This window comes from Mesorhizobium sp. C416B (assembly GCF_030323165.1).
GTDB lineage: Bacteria > Pseudomonadota > Alphaproteobacteria > Rhizobiales > Rhizobiaceae > Mesorhizobium.
Map to the genome: position 1 here is coordinate 3,442,442 of NZ_CP100471.1, position 17,204 is coordinate 3,459,645.

Annotated in this window: 17 protein-coding genes and 1 tRNA gene; 7 read left to right on the forward strand and 11 right to left on the reverse strand. The window is 64.5% G+C overall.

Going from position 1 to position 17,204, the window contains the following annotated elements:
- The first annotated feature begins 53 nt into the window (after positions 1 to 53).
- Positions 54 to 1,634 (forward strand): 5-guanidino-2-oxopentanoate decarboxylase, encoded by a 1,581-nt coding sequence (locus tag NLY43_RS16675; protein ID WP_023689217.1) that lies wholly within the window; start codon positions 54 to 56, stop codon positions 1,632 to 1,634.
- Between the two features lie 187 nt (positions 1,635 to 1,821).
- Entirely contained in the window at positions 1,822 to 2,529 is a 708-nt protein-coding gene (locus NLY43_RS16680) for an SDR family NAD(P)-dependent oxidoreductase (protein ID WP_023671318.1), read from the forward strand.
- Positions 2,530 to 2,665: 136 nt separating this feature from the next.
- On the opposite strand, the gene NLY43_RS16685 is transcribed toward NLY43_RS16680, so the two are convergent.
- The 4 genes from NLY43_RS16685 to aroA form a co-directional block, all read right to left on the reverse strand.
- On the reverse strand, positions 2,666 to 3,487 hold the full coding sequence (locus NLY43_RS16685) for an MOSC domain-containing protein (RefSeq protein ID WP_023689216.1): 822 nt from the start codon (positions 3,485 to 3,487) through the stop codon (positions 2,666 to 2,668).
- 247 nt (positions 3,488 to 3,734) lie between these two features.
- Positions 3,735 to 5,432 (reverse strand): 30S ribosomal protein S1, encoded by a 1,698-nt coding sequence (rpsA, locus tag NLY43_RS16690; protein ID WP_023671316.1) that lies wholly within the window; start codon positions 5,430 to 5,432, stop codon positions 3,735 to 3,737.
- 204 nt (positions 5,433 to 5,636) lie between these two features.
- Positions 5,637 to 6,281 (reverse strand): (d)CMP kinase, encoded by a 645-nt coding sequence (gene cmk, locus NLY43_RS16695; RefSeq protein WP_023671315.1) that lies wholly within the window; start codon positions 6,279 to 6,281, stop codon positions 5,637 to 5,639.
- Positions 6,282 to 6,521: 240 nt separating this feature from the next.
- Complete coding sequence (gene aroA, locus NLY43_RS16700) at positions 6,522 to 7,880, reverse strand: 3-phosphoshikimate 1-carboxyvinyltransferase (protein ID WP_023671314.1); 1,359 nt, start codon at positions 7,878 to 7,880, stop codon at positions 6,522 to 6,524.
- Positions 7,881 to 8,086: 206 nt separating this feature from the next.
- Between aroA and NLY43_RS16705 the strand changes: the two genes are divergently transcribed.
- From NLY43_RS16705 to NLY43_RS16715, 3 genes are all read left to right on the forward strand, one after another.
- Entirely contained in the window at positions 8,087 to 8,479 is a 393-nt protein-coding gene (locus tag NLY43_RS16705; RefSeq protein ID WP_023671313.1) for a TIGR02300 family protein, read from the forward strand.
- 173 nt (positions 8,480 to 8,652) lie between these two features.
- Positions 8,653 to 8,728 (forward strand) — tRNA-Ala (locus NLY43_RS16710).
- A 147-nt stretch (positions 8,729 to 8,875) separates the two neighbouring features.
- Positions 8,876 to 9,211: a hypothetical protein gene (locus NLY43_RS16715; protein WP_245259937.1), complete on the forward strand. Its 336-nt coding sequence runs from the start codon at positions 8,876 to 8,878 to the stop codon at positions 9,209 to 9,211.
- Positions 9,212 to 9,260: 49 nt separating this feature from the next.
- Here the strand turns inward: NLY43_RS16715 and NLY43_RS16720 are convergent, their stop codons facing one another.
- Genes NLY43_RS16720 through msuE form a run of 5 tightly spaced genes read right to left on the reverse strand, consistent with a single transcriptional unit; the run spans position 9,261 to position 13,951 of the window.
- Positions 9,261 to 10,025, reverse strand: coding sequence for an ABC transporter ATP-binding protein (locus tag NLY43_RS16720; protein ID WP_023671311.1), 765 nt, complete (start codon positions 10,023 to 10,025; stop codon positions 9,261 to 9,263).
- A gap of 24 nt (positions 10,026 to 10,049) precedes the next feature.
- A complete protein-coding gene (locus tag NLY43_RS16725; protein WP_023671310.1) occupies positions 10,050 to 11,048 on the reverse strand; it encodes an ABC transporter substrate-binding protein in 999 nt (332 codons plus the stop codon).
- Between the two features lie 40 nt (positions 11,049 to 11,088).
- Positions 11,089 to 11,937: an ABC transporter permease gene (locus tag NLY43_RS16730; protein WP_023711343.1), complete on the reverse strand. Its 849-nt coding sequence runs from the start codon at positions 11,935 to 11,937 to the stop codon at positions 11,089 to 11,091.
- Between the two features lie 24 nt (positions 11,938 to 11,961).
- Positions 11,962 to 13,338 (reverse strand): LLM class flavin-dependent oxidoreductase, encoded by a 1,377-nt coding sequence (locus NLY43_RS16735; RefSeq protein ID WP_023711344.1) that lies wholly within the window; start codon positions 13,336 to 13,338, stop codon positions 11,962 to 11,964.
- 55 nt (positions 13,339 to 13,393) lie between these two features.
- Positions 13,394 to 13,951 (reverse strand): FMN reductase, encoded by a 558-nt coding sequence (gene msuE / locus NLY43_RS16740; RefSeq protein ID WP_023683545.1) that lies wholly within the window; start codon positions 13,949 to 13,951, stop codon positions 13,394 to 13,396.
- Between the two features lie 60 nt (positions 13,952 to 14,011).
- On the opposite strand from msuE, the gene NLY43_RS16745 reads away from it, so the two are divergent.
- Both NLY43_RS16745 and NLY43_RS16750 read left to right on the forward strand, forming a co-directional pair.
- A complete protein-coding gene (locus NLY43_RS16745; RefSeq protein ID WP_155923605.1) occupies positions 14,012 to 14,209 on the forward strand; it encodes a hypothetical protein in 198 nt (65 codons plus the stop codon).
- An 82-nt stretch (positions 14,210 to 14,291) separates the two neighbouring features.
- On the forward strand, positions 14,292 to 15,311 hold the full coding sequence (locus NLY43_RS16750; protein WP_023711345.1) for an LLM class flavin-dependent oxidoreductase: 1,020 nt from the start codon (positions 14,292 to 14,294) through the stop codon (positions 15,309 to 15,311).
- 81 nt (positions 15,312 to 15,392) lie between these two features.
- Here the strand turns inward: NLY43_RS16750 and NLY43_RS16755 are convergent, their stop codons facing one another.
- Both NLY43_RS16755 and NLY43_RS16760 read right to left on the reverse strand, forming a co-directional pair.
- Positions 15,393 to 16,238, reverse strand: a complete 846-nt coding sequence (locus NLY43_RS16755; protein ID WP_023711346.1) for a fumarylacetoacetate hydrolase family protein — start codon at positions 16,236 to 16,238, stop codon at positions 15,393 to 15,395.
- 146 nt (positions 16,239 to 16,384) lie between these two features.
- Positions 16,385 to 17,116 carry an SDR family oxidoreductase gene (locus NLY43_RS16760; protein WP_023695912.1) on the reverse strand — a complete coding sequence of 244 codons (732 nt, stop codon included), beginning with the start codon at positions 17,114 to 17,116 and terminating at the stop codon, positions 16,385 to 16,387.
- Positions 17,117 to 17,204 lie beyond the last annotated feature (88 nt).

The window sequence follows — 17,204 nt, forward strand, 5'->3', positions numbered from 1 at the left end:
GAGCCGATCATTGTTTCCGTTGAACAGTGGTCGGCACTAACGGGAGAGAACCCATGACCACCATCGGCGAAGCCCTCATCACGCTGCTCGAAGCGCATGGCGTCGACACCGTTTTCGGCATTCCTGGCGTCCACACTGTCGAGCTTTATCGCGGGCTGGCGCGTTCAAAGATACGCCATGTCACGCCGCGTCACGAACAGGGCGCCGGCTTCATGGCCGACGGCTATGCCCGTGCCAGCGGCCGGCCGGGCGTTGCCTTTGTCATCACCGGACCGGGGCTGACCAACACCATCACCGCAATGGGCCAGGCGCGCGCCGATTCGGTGCCGATGCTGGTGATTTCGGGCGTCAACGCGATGCCGACGTTGGGAAAGGGACTGGGCTTCCTGCACGAACTGCCGGACCAGCGCGGCATGATGGAGAAGGTGGCGCTGTTTTCGCAGCGTGTCACCGAGGCCAGCGAATTGCCTGGCGCTTTGGCGCGGGCCTTCGCGCTGTTTTCGTCGTCGCGGCCGGGCCCCGTCCATATCGAGATCCCGACCGACGTCATGGTCAAACCGGCCGACGGCATCGCTGCTTCGCTCACCAATGCAGCGCCGCCGGCGCCGGATGGCGCGGCCATTGCCGAGGCAGCCAAACTGATCGCAGCCGCGCGCCGGCCGCTGATCCTTGCCGGTGGCGGCGCCAAGCGCGCCGAACAGCCATTGCAGCTTTTGGCCGAGCGGCTCGGCGCGCCTGTCGCCCAGACCGCCAATGCGCGCGGTCTGCTGCATGCACATCCGCTTTGCGTGCCGGCCAGCCCCAGCCTGAAGGCGGTGCGTGCGCTGATGGCAGACGCCGATCTGGTCATCGCCGCCGGCACCGAATTCGGCCCGACCGACTATGACGGTTACAGCGATGGCGGCTTCGTGCTGCCCGCCAATCTGATCCGCATCGATATCGGCGCCGACCAGCTCGCCCGCCGCCCGGTGAGCGTCGGCATCCAGGCCGATTGCGCGGAGGCGCTTGGCGCACTGCTTGGCGCGCTCCACCCTGATCATGCCGCGGCGAAGGACGGCGAGAGCCGCGCAGCCGCGTCGAGAAAGGCGGCCTTTGCCGAGCTCAGCCCGGCCTATGCCGCGCAGGTGCGTGCGGTGGAAACCATTCGCGACGCGCTGCCGGGCGCCATCATCGTCGGCGATTCCACCCAGCCGATCTACGCCGCCAACCTTTACTACGACCATGACCGGCCAGGCGGCTGGTTCAATGCCGCCACCGGTTTCGGCGCGCTCGGCTACGGACCACCGGCGGCGATCGGCGCAGCCCTTGCCATGCCCGGCGTGCCGGTGGTCTGCCTCACCGGCGACGGCGGCTTCCAGTTCACCTTGCCGGAGCTGGGCGCGGCGCTCGATGCACCCGCACCGGTCATCTTCGTCGTCTGGAACAACAGATGCTATCGCGAGATCGAAACGTCGATGCTCGATGTCGGCGTCGAGCCGGTCGGCGTGTCGCCGGCGCCGCCGGATTTCTGCAAGCTGGCCGAGGCCTACGGCATATCAGCCGAACGGCTTGCCGGTACTGCCGGTCTCGCCGATGCGCTCAAACGCGCACGCGCAACCAGACTGCCGCACGTCATCGAAATCACCATCGACTGACGCTTGACCGCGCGCTTTACGTCAATGCGCGGGTCAGAAGGGGGCGGTCGGCGACTTCGAGCGATGCAAAGACGCAACAACTGCCATGTCGAGATGTCGGTTGAGTGATCGTGCAAAAGGCGCGACGCTCTGCGTCGGCGCGGCACGACAAGCGACATAATCATAAGAAACGACAGGAGCGTCCAGGATGACGGAAACAGTTCAGGGCAAGCATATCGTGGTGACCGGTGGCACCGGGGCGCTGGGTGCCGCGGTCGTCGGCAAATTGCTGGCGGACGGCGCGATCTGCCATGTGCCGAATGCCCACGCGTCGGCCCCCTCGCATTTCCCCTTCGCGGCCCATGATCGCGTCCGGCTGGCGCACAATGTCGATCTCGCCGATCCTGCCAAGGTCGATGCCTTCTATGACAGCGTCCCCGAATTGTGGGCCTCCATCCATCTGGCCGGCGGCTTTGCCGCAGCCCCGGTCGAGAAGATCGAATCCGCATCCTTTGCCGAAATGATGGACACCAACGCCCGCACCGCCTTTCTGTGCTGCCGCGCGGCAGTGCGCTCCATGTTGGGCTCGAACACAGCGGGCCGCATCGTCAATGTCACGGCACGCGCCGGGCTCGACCCGCGCCGAGGCGCCGGCATGGTCGCCTATACCGCGAGCAAAGCGGCAGTGGCGGCGATGACCGTGGCGATGGCGGAAGAGCTGAAGCACAAAGGCATACTGGTCAACGCGGTGGCGCCCTCGACGCTCGATACGCCGGCCAACCGCGCCGACATGCCGGATGCCGATTTCGGCAAATGGGTCAGCCTCGAAGCCGCCGCCGAGGCAATCGCCTATCTGGCATCACCGGCCAATCTGGCAATGAGCGGAACGCTGGCGCCACTTTACGGCCGCGCCTGAAGTTCCGCCGCGCAGGCGACTCATTTGGTTTGGCTTCCGATGGCGGCCTTTGCCGACCTCGCCTGAGTCTACAGCGGAGGTTGGCCATTCAATCATGGCGTCCGCCGACGCCTCCACGGCATTAGAAGGCCTGCGACTACGTCAGGTTCGAGACGCCCGCTTCCACGACCTCGACTGCGTCGCCGATGGCGATCGCGCCGGCGTTGTTGGGAATCGCATTCTGGCCGAAGATGATGCCGCCCTTGGCGGAGCGGTGGAGTTTGCCAAGCGTCTGCAACGGCTCGCGCGGGTCCGGCTGCTCGCCGCTCAACGGATCTCGGGTGGTGATGACGCAGCGCGAGCAGGGCTTTGCGATCCGCAACTCCACCGTGCCGATGCGGATCGTCTTCCAGCTGTCTTCAGGCCATGCGCCTTCTGCGTCGACGACGATGTTTGGCCGGAACCGCGCCATCTCGATGGGCCTGGCAAGATGGCTGTTCAGATGGTTCAGCGAGCCTGTCGTGGCGATCAGCAGCGGAAAACCGTCGGCAAAGCCGACGAAATCGCCGGGCTGGCCGAATTCCGCATCGACCGGCCGGTTTTGCGGATCGTCGAAATAGACGAGATCGACAGGCCGGCCAAGAATAGCCGAGAGATAGGCGCCGGCGGCCGGATCGCCCGGCCGCGCGGCAGCCATATCCTTCCAGATCTTGACTTGCCGGAGCGCGGTGCCGGGAGCCGGAGCCTCGACGAAGTGCGAGCCATGCCTGTCATGTTTCAACAGGATGCCCGTTCCGCGATGCTCGACGTCGATCGTCGTCATATCAGGTATCTGGCGAATGGTGAGGAACTGCCCATCCTTGTCGACGACCATCCAGCGGCGGTCGCCTTCCATGCCCATTGTCTCGATGTCGGCGCTCGGCACGGCATGGCCGCGCAGGCTCTTGACCGGATAGCGATAGAGTTCGACGACCTTCATCCCGCATGCTTCTCCGTTGCCCGAAGGGCCGGACTTCCGTGTTTACGTCTGCAACGACGGCCGAGCCTACAACCGCGCGTGTGGAATTGAAGGGGTTGCACAGTCTTAGTCTAGTGCCAATCGCGCAGCCGAGCATGAAAAACCCGCGAGCCTTGCGGCCCGCGGGTTTTCTTGTTCAGGCTGCGCGCGAGGCGCAGCCGAGGCTTACGCTTGCGCGAAGCGGCTTACGCGCTGCGCGCAAAGCGGCTTAGCTGCCCTGCTTCTTCAGCGCGGCGCCAAGGATGTCGCCCAGCGAAGCGCCGGAGTCGGTAGAGCCGTACTGTGCGACGGCTTCCTTCTCTTCGGCGATTTCCAGCGCCTTGATCGAGACCTGCAGCTTGCGGGTCTTCTTGTCGAAGGCGATGACGCGGGCGTCCAGCTTCTGGCCGACCGAGAAGCGCTCGGGGCGCTGCTCGTCACGGTCACGGCTGAGGTCGTTGCGCTTGATGAAGGTCTCTATGCCGCTGTCGACCAGCCGCACTTCCAGGCCGCCATCCTTGATGCCGGTGACTTCGCAGGTGACGACCGCGTTCTTGCGCAGTTCGCCTGAAGTCGCCGCTTCGCCGACCGTATCCTTGGCCAGCTGCTTGATGCCGAGCGAGATGCGCTCCTTGTCGATGTCGACGTCGAGCACCTGCGCCTTGACCATGTCGCCGCGATTGTACTCTTCGATGACCTGCTCGCCCGGACGGGTCCAGTCGAGGTCCGAGAGGTGCACCATGCCGTCCACGTCGCCTTCAAGGCCGATGAACAGGCCGAACTCGGTCTTGTTCTTGACCTCGCCCTCGACCTGGCTGCCGACCGGATGGCTCGCGGCAAAAGCCTGCCACGGATTCTCGAGCGTCTGCTTGAGGCCGAGCGAGATGCGGCGCTTGGCCGGATCGACCTCGAGCACGACCACGTCGACTTCCTGCGTCGTCGACAGGATCTTGCCGGGGTGCACGTTCTTCTTGGTCCACGACATTTCCGAAACGTGGATGAGGCCTTCGATGCCCGGCTCCAGCTCGACGAACGCGCCGTAGTCGGTGATGTTGGTGACGGTACCCTTGATCTTCTTGCCGATCGGGAACTTGGTGCCGATCTCGGACCACGGATCGCTCTCGAGCTGCTTCATGCCGAGCGAGATGCGGTGGGTTTCCTGGTTGATGCGGATGATCTGCACCTTGACCGTCTGACCGATGTTGAGGATCTCGGTCGGGTGGTTGACGCGGCGCCATGCCATGTCGGTGACATGCAGCAGGCCATCGATGCCGCCGAGGTCGACGAACGCACCGTAATCGGTGATGTTCTTGACGACGCCTTCGACAACCTGGCCTTCTTCGAGGTTCTGCACGATTTCCGAACGCTGTTCGGCGCGGCTTTCCTCGAGCACGGTGCGGCGCGACACCACGATGTTGCCGCGGCGGCGATCCATCTTGAGGATCTCGAAGGGCTGCGGGTTGTGCATCAGCGGAGAGACATCGCGGATCGGGCGGATATCGACCTGGCTGCGCGGCAGGAAGGCCACGGCGCCGTCGAGGTCGACGGTGAAGCCGCCCTTGACCTGGTTGAAGATGACGCCTTCGACGCGCTCACCCTTGGTGAACTTCTCTTCGAGCTTGACCCAGCTCTCTTCGCGGCGGGCCTTGTCGCGCGACAGGACGGCTTCGCCCAGCGCGTTTTCGATGCGCTCGACCATGACCTCGACCGTGTCGCCGACCTTGAGCGTCGAGTCCTTGCCCTTGACGCCGAATTCCTTCAGCGGCACGCGGCCTTCGACCTTGAGGCCGACATCGATGATGGCCATGTCTTTTTCGATCGCCAGGATCGTGCCCTTGACGACCTGACCTTCGCCGGAGTGACCGGTGGTAAATGATTCTTCGAGCAGGCTCGCGAAATCGTCGCGAGTGGGATTTGCAGCTGACATATTTTCTCCTGGAGTGCCCCGCATCTGAAGCGGGACGGGCGCCGTGGGTTAGCGTTGCGTTGGCCTGCCGGCGTTCCGGGCTACAAAAGCCCTGGGCCGCCTAAGCGGCAATTCCGGCGCATGAAGAATGCTGGCAGGCTGGTTCGTGCCCGATATGGGTATTTTCTTCGCTTCCGGCAATCGGTGGAGCGGGAAAACCCTGGATCAGGCTTTGTCTCTCTTGGCCAGGGCGTCGTCGATGATCGCTTTGGCCGCCAGAAACGCGGCCTCTATAGCCATTTCGGAGGTATCAAGCAAGTGCGCGTCCGCCGCCGGCTTCAGCGGCGAGTCGGCGCGGCCCATGTCGCGCTCGTCGCGGCGCACAATATCGGCAAGAATTTCGGCGAAATCGGCGGTGCCGCCGATGCTTTCGATCTCGGCCAGCCGGCGCTGCGCCCGCACTTCGGCGCTCGCCGTCACATAGAGCTTTATGTCGGCGTCAGGGCACACAACCGTGCCGATGTCGCGCCCGTCGAGCACCGCGCCTGGCGGTGTCCTGGCGAAATCGCGCTGCTTTTCGACCAGGATGCGCCGGACGGTAGGGTAAATCGCGACCTTCGAGGCCGCCTCGCCAACCGCATGCGCCGACAGCACCGCACGGTCGAGCTTTGCCAGATCGACCTGGCGTGCGGCGGTTTCGGCTGCTGAGACATTGTCGAGTGGCAGCGCGTGCCGGATCAACGCATAGGCGACGGCGCGGTAGGTGAGGCCGGTGTCGAGCAGGTTGAGGCGGTAGTGGTCGGCCAGCCGTCGGGCCAGCGTGCCTTTGCCGGCGCCGGCGGGACCGTCGATGGCGATGGTGAAGGTCATTGGCGGGCCAACACGAAAGACAGACGCCGCGATCCTTCGCGCCCCCCTCTGTCCTGCCGGACATCTCCCCCTCCAGAGGGGAGATCAGAAGCTTCTGCGCCCCACTCTTTCCTGCAATTTCGAAAACTGGCGAAAGCCGCTGTGACGGCCGATCTCCCCCCTTGAGGGGGAGATGTCCGGCAGGACAGAGGGGGGCGCTGTCCCGCCGACATCTCTGCTTGCTTTGCGCTTGGCATCAACCTACCCGATCTCCGCACCGAGCCCCGTCATCAGACCCATGAACTCCGGGAAACTCGTCGCGATCATGGCGGCGTCGTCGATGGTCACCGGCTTTTCCGTTGCCAGCCCCATTACCAGGAAGCTCATGGCGATACGATGGTCGAGATGCGTCTGCACCGTCGTGTCCTGGCCATTGGGATGGCCGCCCAGCCCCTTGCCGCCGGGCTTTCCGCGCACCGCGAGCGAAGCTTCGCCTTCGGCGCAGTCGACGCCGTTGAGCTTCAGCCCATTGGCAACCGCTGCCAGTCGGTCGGATTCCTTCACCCGCAGCTCTTCCAGCCCCTGCATCAACGTCTCGCCCTCGGCGAAGCTCGCGGCAACCGCCAGCACCGGATATTCGTCGATCATAGACGGCGCCCGCTCGGGCGGCACGGTGACGCCCTTGAGCTCGGAGTAGCGCACGCGCAGATCGGCAACATCCTCGCCGCCGGCATTGCGCGGGTTCAAGATGTCGATCTGGCCGCCCATTTCCTGCAACGTTAGAAGCAGGCCGGTGCGGGTGGGGTTCATCAGCACGTTCTCGATGACGATGTCCGAACCCGGCACGATCAGTGCCGCGACCAGCGGGAAGCCGGCCGAGGAGGGGTCGCCGGGCACGGCGATGGTCTGCCCCGTCAATTTGCCCTGGCCCTCGATGAAGATGTGGCGCACGCCGCGCTCGTCGGTCTCGACCGAGAGATTGGCGCCAAATCCCCTAAGCATCTTTTCGGTATGATCGCGCGTCATCACCGGTTCGATCACGGTGGTGATGCCGGGCGTGTTGAGGCCTGCCAGCAGCACGGCCGACTTCACCTGCGCCGAGGCCATCGGCACGCGGTAGGTAATGGGTGCGGCGTGTTTCGGCCCATGCAGCGTGATCGGCATGCGGTCGCCCGGCGTCGCCTTCAGCACCTGCACGCCCATCTGGCGCAAGGGTTCGAGCACGCGGCCCATCGGCCGTCCCGACAGCGATGCGTCGCCGATGAAGGTCGTTTCCATGTCGTAAGTGCCGACGAGGCCCATTGTGAGGCGGGAGCCGGTACCGGCATTGCCGAAATCGAGCGGGCCTTCCGGCTGCAGCAGCGCGCCATTGCCGGTGCCGCGGATCACCCACTCGGCGCCGCGCTTCTCGATATGCGCGCCCATCGCCTTCATGGCGGCCGCCGTGCGCATCACATCCTCGCCTTCGAGCAGGCCGGTGACGCGGGTTTCGCCGGAGGCAAGGCCGCCGAACATCATGGAACGGTGCGAAATCGACTTGTCGCCCGGCACGCGAGCGGTGCCGGAAAGGGCGGATGATTTGCGGGCGGTGGCCGGCTTGGCAGCGGCGGCGTGAGACATGGAATTTCCCTGGACGGAATGCCGGCGCACCGGCGCTTTTCATTTGTTGCGGCGGTCTCGTATCACGGCGGGCACGAATGGTCATCCCCATGGTCGTCGCTTGGCGCGAGGCCTTTCAGTGCTTGGTTTTGTGACGCCGGCTTTTCGCTTTGACAGCGCGGTAAACTGTGGTTAAGGGGACCACTCTTTTACTGACGAGGCTTGACGTGGCAAAAAACGAACTTGGCACAAAGCGTGTCGACCCTGAAACGGGCCGAAAATTCTACGACCTGAACAAGGACCCTGTCGTCTCGCCCTATACGGGCAAGACGTATCCGCGTTCCTATTTCGAGGACGGCAAGATCGCCGCCCTCGAAGAGGAAGAGGAAGTGGCCGAGAAGGAAGTGGACGCCGAGGAAGAAGAAGGCGTTGAAGTCGTCTCGCTTGAAGAGGCCGACGAAGACGTCAAGGCCGGCGACGAGCTTCCCGACCTGGGCGACGACGAGGACGATGTCGATCTAGGCGACGATGAGGACGATACTTTCCTTGCCGACGAAGAGGAAGAAGACGACGATGTCGCCGACATGATCGGCGTCGGCGACGACGACGACGAAGTCTAAGAACGCTTCGAACGCATGCATTTAGCGGCGTTCACGGGCTATGACGAAAAAGCGGCCCTCGAAGGCTTGATCTTCAGGGAAGGCGGGGTTAGAAGCCGCCTGCACTAAACGGCGCGGTCCTGAAACCCGCGCCGGACCTCTCGCCGGCAACGGCGACGGCTGACTGCCGGAGTGGGGCCATAGCTCAGTTGGGAGAGCGCTTGAATGGCATTCAAGAGGTCGTCGGTTCGATCCCGATTGGCTCCACCAAACAGTCTCTTTCCGACGCTCGGTTTCGCGGCATTCATGCTTGTCGCCTGCCAGTCGGCGCCTGAACCATCATCGCCGCCCGCACCTCAGCCCATGGAGCCTGCCGCGATCTCTGCTCCTGATGGTGCGGCGGTCCTCGATCCATCCGTGCGGGTTATGCCGCCCGGCGAAGGCGTCCCGGCCAAATATGTCGCGTTTTCCGGCATATGGGGCGGACAGCTGGACGGGATGTATGACGGCAAGCTCGCCGTGCTGACGATTACGCGCGGCGGCAATGTCACCGCCACCTATGCCTGGGGCGATGTCGCCGACAACAAACCGGGCGTGGCCGATGGCGAAGGCAAGATTTTCGGCAACACGTTGAAACTGCGGCGCCTTCCCAATGGCGCGGACGTCAGCGCGGTCATTCAGGCGGACGGAACGCTGGCCGTCACCTATGGGCTTGCCGACCGAACCTATACGGGCACGTTCACCAAGCAATAATCGCGAGAGCTAATCTTCCGGGGGAGCCACGGCTGGCCCCTTCCCTTGATCAGTGCAATCCGAATTCGCGCAGCAATTCTTCACGGTAGCGCACGAAGCGGCTCTCGCTGCGCTCGCGCGGGCGTGGCAGGTCGATGTCGATCAACCGCGCCGCGCCGCCTTTCTCCTTGGGCAGGATCAGCACCCGGTCAGCCAGATAGATCGCCTCCTCCAGATCGTGGGTGACCATCACCATGGTGACGTTCTCCTCGCTCCAGATGCGCGCCAGTTCCTCCTGCATGCCGATCTTGGTCATGGCGTCCAGGGCCCCCAGCGGCTCGTCGAGCAGGAGGATCTCGGGCTGCACGGTGAGCGCCCGGGCGATGCCGACGCGCTGCGCCATGCCGCCGGAAAGCTGGCTCGGAAAAGCATCGGCGAATTCGGCAAGGCCGACCAGGGCGACGTAGAAGCGGGCGCGTTCCTCGGCCTGCCTCTTGGGAACACCGCGCACTTCGAGGCCGAACGCGACATTGCCGAGCACGCTCAGCCACGGCAGCAGCCGCGGTTCCTGGAAGATCACGGCACGCTCGGCGCCGACGCCATGCACCGGCTGGCCGTCGATCGCGACACCGCCGCTGTCGGCCGCCTCCAGCCCGGCCAGAATACGCAGCAGCGTGGTCTTGCCGGAGCCGCTGGCGCCGACGATGACCAGGCATTCCCCCGAACGAATGTCGAGGTTGAGCGTCCGCAGCACGGCAAGCTGGCGCCCGCCGAGGCTGAAGGATTTGGACAGGTCGCGGATCGAGACCTCTCCGCCACGGTTGGAACCGGCCATCTTGTCTCTCAGCTATTTCAAAGCTCAGTTGATCTTGGTTTCGCCGGGCCGGTACAGGATGTCGGCGGCTTTCAGCTTGCCCTTGGCCAGACGGCCGTCTCGCTCCAGCACGGCGACCCAGAAGTCGATGTCGCGATCGGTCGCCTGCGCACCTTCGCGCAGACCAAAGCCGGTCCAGTAGCGGGCGAGATCGCCGTTTTCGCCGCGCTTGTCGAGGATAGTGGCCAGCACCTTGCGGGCTTCGTCCGGGTTCTGGCGCGACCAGTCCGAGGCGCGCGCCGACTGTTCGACGAAGTTGCGCGCCGCATCCGGGTTGGCGGCAATGAAGTCGCGCCTGAGTACGACGAAGCCGCCGGCGAGTTCGCCGAGCACCTGGGTGTCGTCGAACACGCCGCGCACGCCGCCGTTGGCGACCAGCGCGCCGGCAAAGGTCGCCTGCCAGTAGCCGAGGCCGGCAATGTCGACCTGGCGCGAGCGCAGCGTCTGCTCAAGCTGCGGGCCGGGCACGACAATGAGGTTGGCGGCGGTCGGCGGCAGGCCGACGCTGTGCAGGGCCTCACGCACCGTATAGTCGAGATGAGCGCCGAGCGTGTTGACCGAGATGGTCTTGCCGGCAATGTCGGCGATCGATTTGATCGGGCTGTCTTCCAGCACGTAGAAGACGCTCTTCACATCCTTGTTGATGCCGTTGCTCGGATACGCCGCGACGAAGTCGTTGCCGCCGGAGATCGAGTTGATCACCGCTGCGGTGGCGGCCGAGCCGATGTCGACGCTGCCGGAAGACAGCGCAAACAGCGATTCCGGTCCACCCGAGGAATAGCCGACATTCTCCAGCTCGACGCCGAGCCCTTTGAAGTAGCCGAGCTCGTCGGCCAGCTCGTGCGGGGAGATGCTGCCACGGCTGGCGAGGTAGCGGAACTTGACGGCTGCGGCTTGCGCAAAGGCCAGGCGCGGCAGGCCGGCGGCGATGAGGCCGGCGGCAAGCGGCGCGCCGGCAAGCAGCGAACGGCGGGTGATTTTCATGATCGGGTCCTTGTGAGGTAAACGGTGAGGGGCGGACTGCTCAGTTGACAGGATTGCTCCAGCGACAGAGCCGCCGCTGCAGGGTGACCAATGCCTGGTTGGCGATCAGGCCAAGCCCGGCGAGGATGACGATTGCCGCAAACATCAGCGGGATCTGGAAATTGTACTGCGCGTTCATCACCTGGAAGCCGATGCCCTTGTTGGCACCGATCATCTCGGACGCGATCAGCAGCAGCAGCGCCGTGGTGGCGCTCAGCCGCAAGCCGACGAAGATCGACGGCACGGCGCCCGGCAGTACGACGCGGCGAAACACGGTGAGCCGGCTCGCACCATAGACGCGCGCCATTTCAAGCAGCTTGGGATCGACTTCCTTGACGCCGCTGGTGGTGTTGAGCAGCAGCGGAAACAGCGTCGCCCAGAAGATGACGAAGATCTTCGAGGTCTCGCCAAGTCCCAAGAGCAGGATGAACACCGGATAGAGCGCCAGCGCCGACGTCTGCCGGAACACCTGCAGGATCGGATCGAGCGCGGTTTCGACCGGGCGCACCTGGCCCATGAACAGGCCGAGCGGAATGGCAACGGCGACAGCCGCCGCAAAGGCGATGCCGGCGCGTTGCAGGCTGATGGCGATGTCGCCGAGCAGGCTGCCGCCGGCAAGCCCCTTCCAGAGTGCGACGACGATCATGTCGATCGGCGGCAGCACCGCCGCGTTGACCCAGCCGACGCTGCTCGCCACCTGCCAGAGCGCCAGGAAGCCGGCAAGCACGCCGTAGCGCTTCAGGAAGCGAACAGCCGCCTTGCTGCCGAGGTTCAGGAAGTCGGTGCCGAGCCCAGTTTCGCCACCACTGCGGCGAACCGTGATCTGCCGATCGATGTGCTGCAGCGTCATTGCTTCACCCCTTCGATGCCAAGGTCATTCGGCGGCAAGGACGGTCGAGCGGGCGACGGTCCATGGATTTTCCGGGCGCCTGAGGCCGAGATTCTCGCGCAGCGTGCGGCCTTCGTAAGCCGTGCGGAACAGGCCGCGCCGTTGCAGTTCGGGAATGACCAGGTCGACGAAATCGTCGAGCGCGCCGGGCAGCCAAGGCGGCAGGATGTTGAAGCCGTCGGCCGCCTCGCTGGTGAACCATTCCTCCAGCTGATCGGCGACCTGCGTGACGCTGCCGACGATGGTGTAGTGGCCGCGCGCCGTCGCTACCCATTGGTAAAGCTGGCGGATGCTGAAATTGTGCTCGTCGGCAATCTGCCGGATCAGCGCCTGGCGGCTCTTCATGCCTTCGGTTTCCTTGCTCGGCGGCAACGGGCCGTCGAGCGGATAGCCCCTGATGTCGAGCGTCTGGCCGGCAAGACCGTTGAGGAGCGCAACACCGTCCTCGGGCAGGATAAGGTCGTTGAGCTGTTGGTATTTGGCGCGGGCCTCGTCCTCGGTGCGGCCGACGAAGGGCGCGACGCCCGGCATGATCAGCACTTGGTCGGGATCGCGGCCGACTTCAGCCACGCGCGCCTTGATGTCGCGGTAGAATTCCTGCGCCGTCTCGAGCTTCTGATGGGCCGTGAAGATGACCTCGGCCGAGTGCGCGGCAAGCCCACGGCCGTCTTCCGACTGCCCCGCTTGTACGACAACCGGATGTCCTTGCACCGGGCGCGGCACGTTGAGCGGACCCTTGACGCTGAAATGCTCGCCCTTGTGGTCGATGTCGTGCAATCTGTCCTTGTCGTAGAAACGGCCCGACTGCTTGTCGCGGATGAAGGCGTCATCCTCCCAGCTGTCCCACAGCGCCTTAACCGTCTCGACATGCTCATGCGCCCTGGCATAGCGCTCGGCATGGCTGGGCTGGACGTCGCGGTTGAAATTGCGTGCCGTTTCGTCGCCGGCCGAGGTCACCACGTTCCAGCCGGCGCGGCCGTTCGACAACAGGTCGAGCGAAGCGAATTTGCGCGCCAGCGTGTAAGGCTCCTCATAAGTGGTGGACGCCGTTGCGATGAAGCCGAGATGCGTCGTCAGCGGCGCCAGCGCCGCAAACAGCGTCACCGGCTCGAAGCCGGCGATCTTGGCGTTGCCGCCCTCGCGGGCGCCGAGGCCGACGGTCAGGTTGTCGGCCAGGAAATAGGCGTCGAACAGGCCGCGCTCGGCGATCAGCGCCAGCTGCTTGTGGAACTCGAAATTGGTGGCGCCGTTGGCCGGCGCATCGGGATGACGCCAGGCGGCGATATGCTGCCCGCCGCCGGGCAGGAAAGCGCCTAGCTTGATCTGCCGCGGCCTGCTATCGGACTTGCTGGCTCGAGTCATTGCAGGCGTCCTTCTGGTCTATGCGGGATGGAATATTGCGTCGCGGATCGTGGTTTCAGGCGGCAAGGACGACGCTGTAGGGCACGCCGGCCACCCGGCATGCCTCGGCGACCGCCTGCCGGGCTCGCGCCTTGACTGCCTCTGACACCAGCACGCCATCTGCAAAGTCCTTGTCCGAGGCGTAGATCGCGGTCGGCAGGGTCTGCGCCTCGAAGAAGCCGAACAACGGCCGCAACTGGTGTTCGACGACAAGCGAATGACGCTCGCCGCCGCCTGTTGCCGCCAGGATGATCGGCTTGCCGCGCAGTGACGACGGGTCGAGCAGGTCGAAGAAGTGCTTGAACAGCCCGGTGTAGCTGCCCTTGAAGGTCGGGGAGCCGACCACCAGCACGTCGGCGCCGAGCAGCTGCTCGATAATACCGCGCGCCGCCGGATCGAGATCGCCAAGCTGTCTTGCAGGCGCAAAGGACGGGCCGAGATCCTCGATGTCGAAAACGCTCAAAGCCGAGCCGGCCCGGCTCGCCACCTCACCGGCGATGTGGCTGACGAATGCCTTCGTCTTGGACGGACGGGTCAGGTTGCCGGACAACCCCACCACCAGCTTTTTTGACATCCGAGGCTCCTTCTCGCAAACGCACTATCCGCATTAAGCCTACCGATTTTGTAGAATTAAATGAGCGAGAAGATTTCAAAACCGGGCTCTGAAGCGAATGGAGTTTGCGGTACATCGCCTTTGGTTGGTTCATTTGGCCCCAAAAGCGCCGCGGCAGATGCTGACGCGGTCGCGCAGGGCATCGCCGGGGACCATGGCCTTGGTCCTTTGCGCACCGATGGGTATCGTCGCGAAACCGTCAAGGGCCGGCGGCATTGACACTGCGTTGTGTCAGTGTCGATTGAACCCAATCGCGTGGGCGACGAAGTAGGCAACTGCAATCAAAGAACAGGATACGCGCATGAAGAAGATCGGCTTTCTTTCCTTCGGCCATTGGTCGCCCTCGTTGCAATCGCAGACGCGCTCGGCGTCCGACGCGCTGCTGCAGTCGATCGACCTGGCCGTCGCCGCCGAGGAGCTGGGCGCGGACGGCGCCTATTTCCGCGTCCATCATTTTGCCCGCCAGCTCGCTTCGCCGTTTCCGCTTCTGGCCGCGGTCGGCGCCCGCACCAGCCGCATCGAGATCGGCACCGCCGTCATCGACATGCGCTATGAGAATCCGCTGTATATGGCCGAGGATGCGGGTGCTGCCGACCTGATCGCCGGTGGCCGGCTGCAGCTTGGCATCAGCCGCGGTTCGCCGGAGCAGGTGATCGACGGCTGGCGCTACTTCGGCTACGTGCCGCAGGACGGCAAAAGCGATGCCGACATGGCGCGCAATCATGCCGAGGTTTTCCTGAATGTGCTGCACGGCGAAGGTTTCGCGCAACCCAATCCGCGGCCGATGTTCCCCAATCCTCCGGGAATGCTGCGGCTCGAGCCATTCTCGGCCGGCCTGCGCGACCGGATCTGGTGGGGCGCCGCTACCAACGCGACCGCCGAATGGGCGGGCAAGCTCGGCATGAACCTGCAAAGTTCGACGCTGAAGTTCGATGAGGGCGGCCAGCCGCTCCACATCCAGCAGGCCGAACAGATCCGCGCCTATCGCGCGGCGTGGAAGGCGGCCGACCACACACGCGAGCCGCGCGTGTCGGTCAGCCGCAGCATCTTTGCGCTGGTGAACGACCGCGACCGCGCCTATTTCGGCGGCGGCAGCAGCGAAGATCATTTCGGCTATATCGAGCCTGAGAAGCTTGCCGTCTTCGGCCGCTCCTATGCCGCGGAGCCCGATGTGCTGATCGATCAGCTGAAAGAGGACGAAGCGATCGCCGAGGCCGACACGCTGCTTCTGACCGTCCCCAACCAGCTTGGCGTCGAGTACAACGCCCACGTCATCGAGGCGATCCTGAAGCACGTCGCGCCGGCTCTGGGCTGGCGCTGACAAGAGGCGCCAGCCGCCCGGCAAACAAAGAGATAGACCGTTTCGCCGGCAAACGGTGAAACGCTCTAAGGGAAGAGGCGGCTAGGCATCCGCCTTGAAGGTCTGCTTCTGCTGGCCGAGCCCCTCGATGCCCAGTTCCACCACATCGCCGGGCTTCAGGAACACCGGCGGCTTCATGCCGAGACCGACGCCGGGCGGGGTGCCGGTGGAGATGATGTCGCCAGGATGCAGCGACATGAACTGGCTGAGATAGGAAACGAGATAGGCGACGCCGTAGACCATGGTCCTGGTCGAGCCGTTCTGCATCGTCTTGCCGTTGACCGTCAGCCACATTTTGAGGTTCTGCGGATCGGCAACCTCGTCCTTGGTGACAAGCCACGGCCCGGTCGGACCGAACGTGTCGCAGCTCTTGCCCTTGGTCCACTGGCCCTGGCGCTCGGCCTGGAAGGCTCGCTCGGACACGTCATGGGCAACGGCATAGCCGGCGACATAATCCAGCGCATCGGCCTCGCTGACATATTTGGCTTTTCTGCCGATGACCACGGCGAGTTCAACCTCCCAGTCGGTCTTTTCCGAGCCGCGCGGGATCAGCACATCATCGTCGGGGCCGACAATGGCCGAACTCGCCTTCATGAAGATGATCGGCTCCGGCGGCACGGTGGCGCCGGTTTCGGCGGCATGATCGGAATAATTCAGGCCGATGCAGATGAACTTGCCCGTGCCGGCGACGCAGGCGCCGAGGCGCGGCTTGCCGGAAACCACCGGCAGCGACTTCGGATCGAGCTTCGACAATGTCTCGAGCGATGCCGGATCGAGCGCCTTGCCGGCAATGTCGGCGACATGACCCGAAAGATCGCGGATCGTTCCATCCGCATCGAGCAGGCCGGGGCGTTCGCTCCCTATCTCGCCATAGCGCAGCAGTTTCATCTTGCTCTCCAAATTGCGGCCCAAGGCCGTTTTCAACTCACTCTGCCAAAGCGACGAGGACTGGCCGACTCTGGCTAACGGATCCGACCTGGGGCAAGCCGGACTTTAGGACTGGTCGACCCGGAACCTGCGTATCGAGACTATGCTCAGATCGACCAGCCGCCGTCGATATTATAGGCCTGCCCCGAGGTGTAAGTGGCGCCGGCGAGGTAGACGGCAAGGTCGGCGATTTCCTCGGGCGTGCCGAGACGGCCCATCGGCTGGCGGGCAATGAAGGCTGCACGGGCCGCCTCGTAATCGCCCTGCGCATGCATGCGGTCCTGCAGCGACGGACTCTCGACGGTGCCGGGGCAGATGGCGTTGCAGCGAATGCCCTTGGCGACATAGTCCGCGGCAACCGCCTTGGTGAGACCGATCACGGCCGCCTTGGAGACGCCATAGGCGAAGCGGTTGGGCACGCCCTTGCCGGCGCCGGCGACGGACGACATGTTGATGATCGAGCCATCGCCGCGCTCCAGCATGCCGGGCAGTACCGCCCGAATGGTGCGGATCATGGCGCGGACATTGAGGTTGAAGGCGAAGTCGAGATCGGCATCCTTCATCTCGAGGATGGACCCGGAATGGACGAAGCCGGCGCAGTTGAACAGCACGTCGACGCGGCCGATTTCGGCGAAGCCGGATGCCACCGCATCGTCGTTGAGAACGTCGAGCTTGCGGGTCTTGATGCCGGAGGTCTTGGCGAGTTCGGCCAGCAGCGCCTCGTTGATGTCGGTGGCGTGCACGATGGCACCTGCCTTGGCGAAGGCCAGAGCGCTCGCTCTGCCGATGCCTTGCGCCGCCGCCGTGACGACAACGACCTTGCCTGCCAGATCCGCCATGCGTTTCTCCTCGCCCTCTTTGGCCACTTCCCGGCCCGATTTAATGCGGGCTGACCAGGGCGTCCTGTGCCAGACAGGCGCGACTATG

What these genes read in the sequence shown, in the direction of transcription:
- NLY43_RS16675 (WP_023689217.1), top strand. Translation starts at nt 54, where the DNA reads ATGACCACCATCGGCGAAGCCCTCATCACGCTGCTCGAAGCGCATGGC.
- NLY43_RS16680 (WP_023671318.1), top strand. Translation starts at nt 1,822, where the DNA reads ATGACGGAAACAGTTCAGGGCAAGCATATCGTGGTGACCGGTGGCACC.
- NLY43_RS16685 (WP_023689216.1), bottom strand. Translation starts at nt 3,487, where the DNA reads ATGAAGGTCGTCGAACTCTATCGCTATCCGGTCAAGAGCCTGCGCGGC.
- rpsA (WP_023671316.1), bottom strand. Translation starts at nt 5,432, where the DNA reads ATGTCAGCTGCAAATCCCACTCGCGACGATTTCGCGAGCCTGCTCGAA.
- cmk (WP_023671315.1), bottom strand. Translation starts at nt 6,281, where the DNA reads ATGACCTTCACCATCGCCATCGACGGTCCCGCCGGCGCCGGCAAAGGC.
- aroA (WP_023671314.1), bottom strand. Translation starts at nt 7,880, where the DNA reads ATGTCTCACGCCGCCGCTGCCAAGCCGGCCACCGCCCGCAAATCATCC.
- NLY43_RS16720 (WP_023671311.1), bottom strand. Translation starts at nt 10,025, where the DNA reads ATGGCCGGTTCCAACCGTGGCGGAGAGGTCTCGATCCGCGACCTGTCC.
- NLY43_RS16725 (WP_023671310.1), bottom strand. Translation starts at nt 11,048, where the DNA reads ATGAAAATCACCCGCCGTTCGCTGCTTGCCGGCGCGCCGCTTGCCGCC.
- NLY43_RS16730 (WP_023711343.1), bottom strand. Translation starts at nt 11,937, where the DNA reads ATGACGCTGCAGCACATCGATCGGCAGATCACGGTTCGCCGCAGTGGT.
- NLY43_RS16735 (WP_023711344.1), bottom strand. Translation starts at nt 13,338, where the DNA reads ATGACTCGAGCCAGCAAGTCCGATAGCAGGCCGCGGCAGATCAAGCTA.
- msuE (WP_023683545.1), bottom strand. Translation starts at nt 13,951, where the DNA reads ATGTCAAAAAAGCTGGTGGTGGGGTTGTCCGGCAACCTGACCCGTCCG.
- NLY43_RS16745 (WP_155923605.1), top strand. Translation starts at nt 14,012, where the DNA reads ATGAGCGAGAAGATTTCAAAACCGGGCTCTGAAGCGAATGGAGTTTGC.
- NLY43_RS16750 (WP_023711345.1), top strand. Translation starts at nt 14,292, where the DNA reads ATGAAGAAGATCGGCTTTCTTTCCTTCGGCCATTGGTCGCCCTCGTTG.
- NLY43_RS16755 (WP_023711346.1), bottom strand. Translation starts at nt 16,238, where the DNA reads ATGAAACTGCTGCGCTATGGCGAGATAGGGAGCGAACGCCCCGGCCTG.
- NLY43_RS16760 (WP_023695912.1), bottom strand. Translation starts at nt 17,116, where the DNA reads ATGGCGGATCTGGCAGGCAAGGTCGTTGTCGTCACGGCGGCGGCGCAA.